5 protein-coding genes and 2 tRNA genes are annotated in these 5,496 nt (G+C 36.7%); all 7 read right to left on the minus strand.

Translation table 11 applies throughout. From position 1 onward, the window contains the following. Positions 1–44: 44 nt before the first annotated feature. Positions 45–650 (minus strand): hypothetical protein, encoded by a 606-nt coding sequence (locus AB1422_16195; protein ID MEW6620850.1) that lies wholly within the window; start codon positions 648–650, stop codon positions 45–47. Positions 651–689: 39 nt separating this feature from the next. Beyond that, positions 690–818, minus strand: a complete 129-nt coding sequence (locus AB1422_16200) for a hypothetical protein (GenBank protein MEW6620851.1) — start codon at positions 816–818, stop codon at positions 690–692. Between the two features lie 202 nt (positions 819–1,020). Beyond that, positions 1,021–2,049 (minus strand): mechanosensitive ion channel family protein, encoded by a 1,029-nt coding sequence (locus AB1422_16205; GenBank protein ID MEW6620852.1) that lies wholly within the window; start codon positions 2,047–2,049, stop codon positions 1,021–1,023. A 13-nt stretch (positions 2,050–2,062) separates the two neighbouring features. Next, complete coding sequence (locus AB1422_16210) at positions 2,063–2,353, minus strand: trehalose-6-phosphate synthase (GenBank protein MEW6620853.1); 291 nt, start codon at positions 2,351–2,353, stop codon at positions 2,063–2,065. A 117-nt stretch (positions 2,354–2,470) separates the two neighbouring features. Next, positions 2,471–2,546 (minus strand) — tRNA-Arg (locus tag AB1422_16215). Positions 2,547–2,686: 140 nt separating this feature from the next. Further along, positions 2,687–2,765, minus strand: a tRNA-Pro gene (locus AB1422_16220). A 623-nt stretch (positions 2,766–3,388) separates the two neighbouring features. Next, on the minus strand, positions 3,389–5,290 hold the full coding sequence (locus tag AB1422_16225) for a hypothetical protein (protein MEW6620854.1): 1,902 nt from the start codon (positions 5,288–5,290) through the stop codon (positions 3,389–3,391). Between the last annotated feature and the right edge of the window lie 206 nt (positions 5,291–5,496).

Consider the following 5,496-nt stretch of genomic DNA (forward strand, 5'->3'; position numbering starts at 1 on the left):
TTAAATAAATTATCAAAGAGCAGATTATGTTAACAAGATTTATCTCAATTTTTAGTTTTTTTAAATTTAGTTATATCTTGCTGGGGGATAGTCTGTCTTTTTTTACTTGACATTATACCGCACATCTCTACTATCACATAAATAATAAGTGCTCGAAACTGCCAGTTTTTTCTTCTATCCTTAATTACTTTTATTAATGTTGGTACGCCTGCTTTACCAATATTTACTAACTCCATTAACAATCTGCGAATATCATCTCCTTTTGGTATATCGCTTTTTTTAATTTCCTCCATACTTTTAAAATCTTCCAGCCTAAAGAGAGGAAACATCTCTATTCTCTTAACAACTTCTAATACCTTTTTTTCTATTTGCTTCTTCTGTCTTTTAGAAAGCTTAGGTTCACTCTGGTTAATTTCTTTCTTTAGTTGTATTTTAGCCTCTGCTTTTTGTTCTCTACTCTTATCTATTAGCTCCAAGCCCGTAGTTTTTTCTTCTTTGTTCTTCTTAGCAACTTCTTGCTCTTTGCTCTGCTGTCCACAACCAAGAAATATGCAGACCAACAGTATCAATAATCCACTAAAGACTAAATACAACCGCTTACTGATTACTAATTCCATGATATTACCATTATACTCTTTTATTTTAGACAAGTCAACAAAAAAATTTCCCTTTTTCCCATTTTTCCTTACTTACACTGTTTCTAAAACCTCATCAGGCACAAAAAAAGCTGTCCTTAAATCTTCAGCATAACTAATAGAACCAACTACACTACCACCATTTACCAGGATAGTATTATCATTAATCGTCTCCTTATTCATCTCTTCTGAGAAGGTAATGCGCGGGGAACTATTGGGGTCGGAACTATTGGGGTCAGACCGTGAATGTTGAATGTAAAAGGGAACTGCTTTCTACATTCAAGGTCTGACCCTAATCCTACTACAAAAACAGGAATATATTTTTATTGGATATGTCTTGTTTAAGTTCATTCCAGTGTTGAAAAAAATATTTCATACGTTCTCTCTATCTGGTCTTCTCCTGTTCATAATTTATTGCCCGAATAGGATAAGGAATAACAATTCCTTCTTGGGCATAGCGCTCATGGAGCTTTTTGATGAATTCATGCTTTATTAAATAATTATCCACAAATTCCTTAGCCCGCAGAATTACGGTAAAATTAATGCTGGAATCACCAAAGGTATGATATCTGATAAATGGCTCAAAACTGGCTACTCCCCCCAGAACACCTTTCATTACCTCACGCGCTACCTCAATGGTAACCTCTTCCACTTTCTTTAGGTCACTGTTATAGTGAACTCCAACCTGAACTAAAACCGCCAACTCTTTATCAGGTAGATAATAATTTGTGATCACGGCCTGGGAGAGTTTGTTATTCGGAATAAGCACCACATTATTGGGCAACATTCGGACTTTGGTAACGCGCCATCCGATATCCTCTACATAACCCTCCTCGCCTGTATCAATCTTGATAAAATCGCCTACCCGAATATTCCTTGATGCGGAGACATAAAATCCCGCGAACAGATTGGAGAGTGTATCCTGCAGGGCCAATGCCACCGTCAGCCCGCCAACGCCCAATGCCGCCAGGATAGGCGCTATGGATATCCCGAGGCTGTTTAACGCAATGAGAATTCCGATTGTTAAAATAATTATCCTTGATATGTTCTGTGTCAGGCCAACAGGAAGGGCTACCTCAACCTTTTTTGAATAATGTTTAATGAGTCGGGTAGTTATGTTGACAAGGGCTATAGTTACTGACATAATACCCAGCAGAAGCAGAATCTTCCTCGTAACAAAAACCTCTTCATCAGACAGTTTTGAAAACTCAAGCGCCAGATATACGGCGAGCATAAGACACCATATAACACATGGGCATCTTATCGCGCCAATGATAATATTGTCCACCTCACTCTTGGTCCCCTTGGCCCAGGCCGAAAGGCGCCTGAATATGACCTGCCTGGCTATATATCCTAAGGTCAATGTAACCACAAACACCGCCAAAGGCATGATGGTCATAAATAAATTTTCCATCCTGAACATCCTTTTATGTTTTCTTCAGCGCCGTCAGTTCAGTTATAATATTCCCTGCCCAGCGGTAAATATTATTTTCAGCAATAGCCTTCCTCATATTATTCATCCGTTTCTTCTTCTCATTTACCGGCATTTCCAAAGTAAGTTTTATCGCCTCAGCAAATTCCTCAATGGTATAAGGGTTGAATTGGATAGCATCGGTTAATTCTCTTGCTGCACCGGTAAATTGGCTTAAGATAAACACACCCAATAAATCTTTTTTTGCCTCTACATATTCTTTGGCAACAAGGAGTATTGGGGTCAAACCTTGAAGAATTTAGAATATTATCTACTTTCTTTTTAAAAAGAGTATTGGGGTCGAGATTAAAGTCTCATCATTGCGTCATTTTCTTTCATACTTCTATTTGACAATACCATTTTCTGGCACGCCTGGTGAGAGTCGAACTCACAACCTACGGATTAGAAGTCCGTTGCTCTATCCATTGAGCTACAGGCGCCCTAAATAGTCAGTAGTGCTCTGTCGCTGATAATTTGATTAGCAGGGAAAGTAAGCATAAAATAATCACAAACAAAATGCTTGTGTTACTCTATTCATTAATTGATTAGCAATGGAACATTAGACTAATGATTTTTCTTCTGGTCGGGGCGACTGGATTTGAACCAGCGACCTCATGGTCCCAAACCATGCGCGCTAAACCAAACTGCGCTACGCCCCGAGTATCAAAAAACAGTAACCGTTCAGGTAATCCTTTACCGCAGAGACGCAGAGAAACAGAGAGGAAAATATCTTTTTTTGTAACCGTTCAGCCGTGTCCATCAGATGGGACAATATTAACTCAAAACTCAAATGTCAAAACTCAAAACCTTAAAACTAGTGTCGTGTTGAATAAGTTTTGCACGGGGCATCATCAGGTTTCGTAACCTGCAAACGGATAATTGGTAACTGGTAATTGGTAATTGGTTAAATAGTTTCGTCCTGAGCTCAGCCGGTAATCCTTCAGTTATCAGTGGTAAAAACTAAATAGAAATTTTCTCTCGCAAAGACGCAAAGTTCGCAAAGATTATAATTTATTCCTTTGCGTTCTTTGCGCCTTAGCGAGAAATTTAATCTTTATGCCTTTCTCCCACCAATAACTGACCGATTACCTCAGCCGAACGGTATTTAATTACCAGTTACCAATTACCAGTTACCAATGCTCCCGTATCAACCTTAGCATCAAGCTCTATCGCAGGTTTATCTTTTAAAGGATTCCTGAGTTTAATTGTGGTCTAGCCTATGCCCATTTTAATACCCCTTTATTATATTTTATCACAATATTTGTTTTTGGTCAACTAATTTTTATTTTAAATTAAAATTAAGCCAAAATTCTGTATCTTTACTATGTCGGACAGAAAATTTAGCATTCCAACAATGTCCGTCTTTTTCAAGAATCAATCCGCTTTCTTTTATTCTACGGTCTTTGAGGTCATAATACATCTGGAGTCGAATATGAGTTTTTGGTGAGATGTTAAAACTAACATAATTAGACACATCTAAAATATCCTTATTTTCTACAGAATGCTCCCTGTAGAAAAATACACTTCCTCCATATTGCCACTTATCCCTTGCTAAATCAAAGTAACTCTCAACTTCCTCTATTTGAGATGATTTGAAACTATAGGTAGTTTTTAAGGAACCTGCAAGATTATTTTTTAAGGCAAAGTGGACATCAGCAATTAATGGAAATAAACGTATTTTATTGATTTTTAAAGGTTCATCTTTGTGTTTGCGAAGGTCAAATCCTGCTCCAATTTCTCCCCGTATCTTTCTATTCATCCACAGGTATAATGTCCCGGTTAGTGCATTTGTTTTTACTCCATAATATTCGTCTGTCTTAAACTTTTTTGTTAAATTATGATTTAGATTCAGTTCTGAGTATCCTCCGATTTTATTTCTTAAATTTAAACCCAGATTTAACTCTCCGGTTGCTTTTTCCTCTTCTTTAACTATTCCTGTAAGTCCAAATTTAGGGGAGAAAACTACCCTGTCTGATAAGAAATTTGCCTTTTTTAAAAAATTAACACCAACAATTCCTTTAAGATAGTGTGTGTTGGTCATTGAACCAGATTGATTTGCTACTTCAACATTTAAATTCGAATACCAATTATTTCTTTTGATTGATTTGGTCTGCAGAGTCAATTCAGGCAAAAGAGTCGTCTCTTTTTTAAAATCATTAAATTCCCTTGCCCAGCACTCTATTTCCTCACCGACTAATCTAATGGTATAATCTGGATAGGTTTTAGTCACGGTGAGGTAGTTTTTTAATTCCCATGTTCCCGCACTACATCTTCCTTCGATAGGATAGTCGCGGGTGACATTTTTATCGCTTAGAGATTGTAGATAAAGAATTCCGGTTATATCTTTAAATCTTTGAAGGTGTTTTGCATCTATCTCCCATCGTTTTGTATCTTTAACATCATCGGGCTTTTTCCGCTCGTGAATATAATAGAGATAAGTTTTTCCTTGCGAAATGCTATCTTTCCAATATTTATGTTCTATCCCATTCCCAAACCCCTGGTCTTCAAGGAAACTTAAGTGTAATGACCCAATAGACTTTGAAGTAAAGGCATAATCGTAAGTCACTCCTACGGAATTCCCTTTTTCTTCACTTTTCCCGGTCTTCATAATTATTTTGCCCTTTCTTTCTTTCAAAGACATAGAGTAAAAAGGGAGATAAAATAATGGCACCTTTCCTACTTTAAAAACAATCCTTTTTGCTATTATTTTTTCCTTTGGGTGAACGATAATTTTACCAGCCTTCAGGCAATAATGAGGTCGAGGTAAATCACAGGTAGTTAGAGAGGCATCCCTTAAAGTAATAGTTCCGGTTTCAAACAAGGCGTCAGAACCTCTACAATAATAAGGTTTTATAAAAATATATGGTTCTTTCATTTTACCTTGTTTTGTCTTCAAATTATAGTTTGCCTCGTTACTCTCAAATTTTTCTCCTTTCTCGCCTCTCAAAACTACTTTACCTCTGGCTAAAAGTTCATCTTTGGTCAGATTCAATTGCATCCAATCTGCCTCTAACCCCATTTCATCAGAATTTAACTTTACGCTACCCCACAGCGTAACTATCTCTTCACTGCCTATCTTTAGATACTCGGCATGGTCTGCATGCTCAAGGGTTACCGTTCCCTGGGCAGACAAATTTATACCTGGTATTATCAATAAACTAAAAGATAAAAGTAGTCTTTTCATATCACCTTCAACTAACTGTTTTTAAGCCTTTTTAAACACCGAAAAACGCGAAAAACACGAAAAAAAGGTAAGCGTTCAAGTGGTGTAACAAAAGGAGATGTGGAGATTAAGGAGATAGGGAGATATTATTAAAAAAATTGAAATTAATAGAAATTTATGGAAATTTGTTGTTTTCCACAATCAATTTCTACCTATTTCTATAAATT

Source organism: bacterium (genome assembly GCA_040757115.1).
GTDB lineage: Bacteria > UBA9089 > CG2-30-40-21 > CG2-30-40-21 > SBAY01 > JBFLXS01.

What these genes read in the sequence shown, in the direction of transcription:
- AB1422_16200 (MEW6620851.1), bottom strand. Translation starts at nt 818, where the DNA reads ATGAATAAGGAGACGATTAATGATAATACTATCCTGGTAAATGGTGGT.
- AB1422_16205 (MEW6620852.1), bottom strand. Translation starts at nt 2,049, where the DNA reads ATGGAAAATTTATTTATGACCATCATGCCTTTGGCGGTGTTTGTGGTT.
- AB1422_16225 (MEW6620854.1), bottom strand. Translation starts at nt 5,290, where the DNA reads ATGAAAAGACTACTTTTATCTTTTAGTTTATTGATAATACCAGGTATA.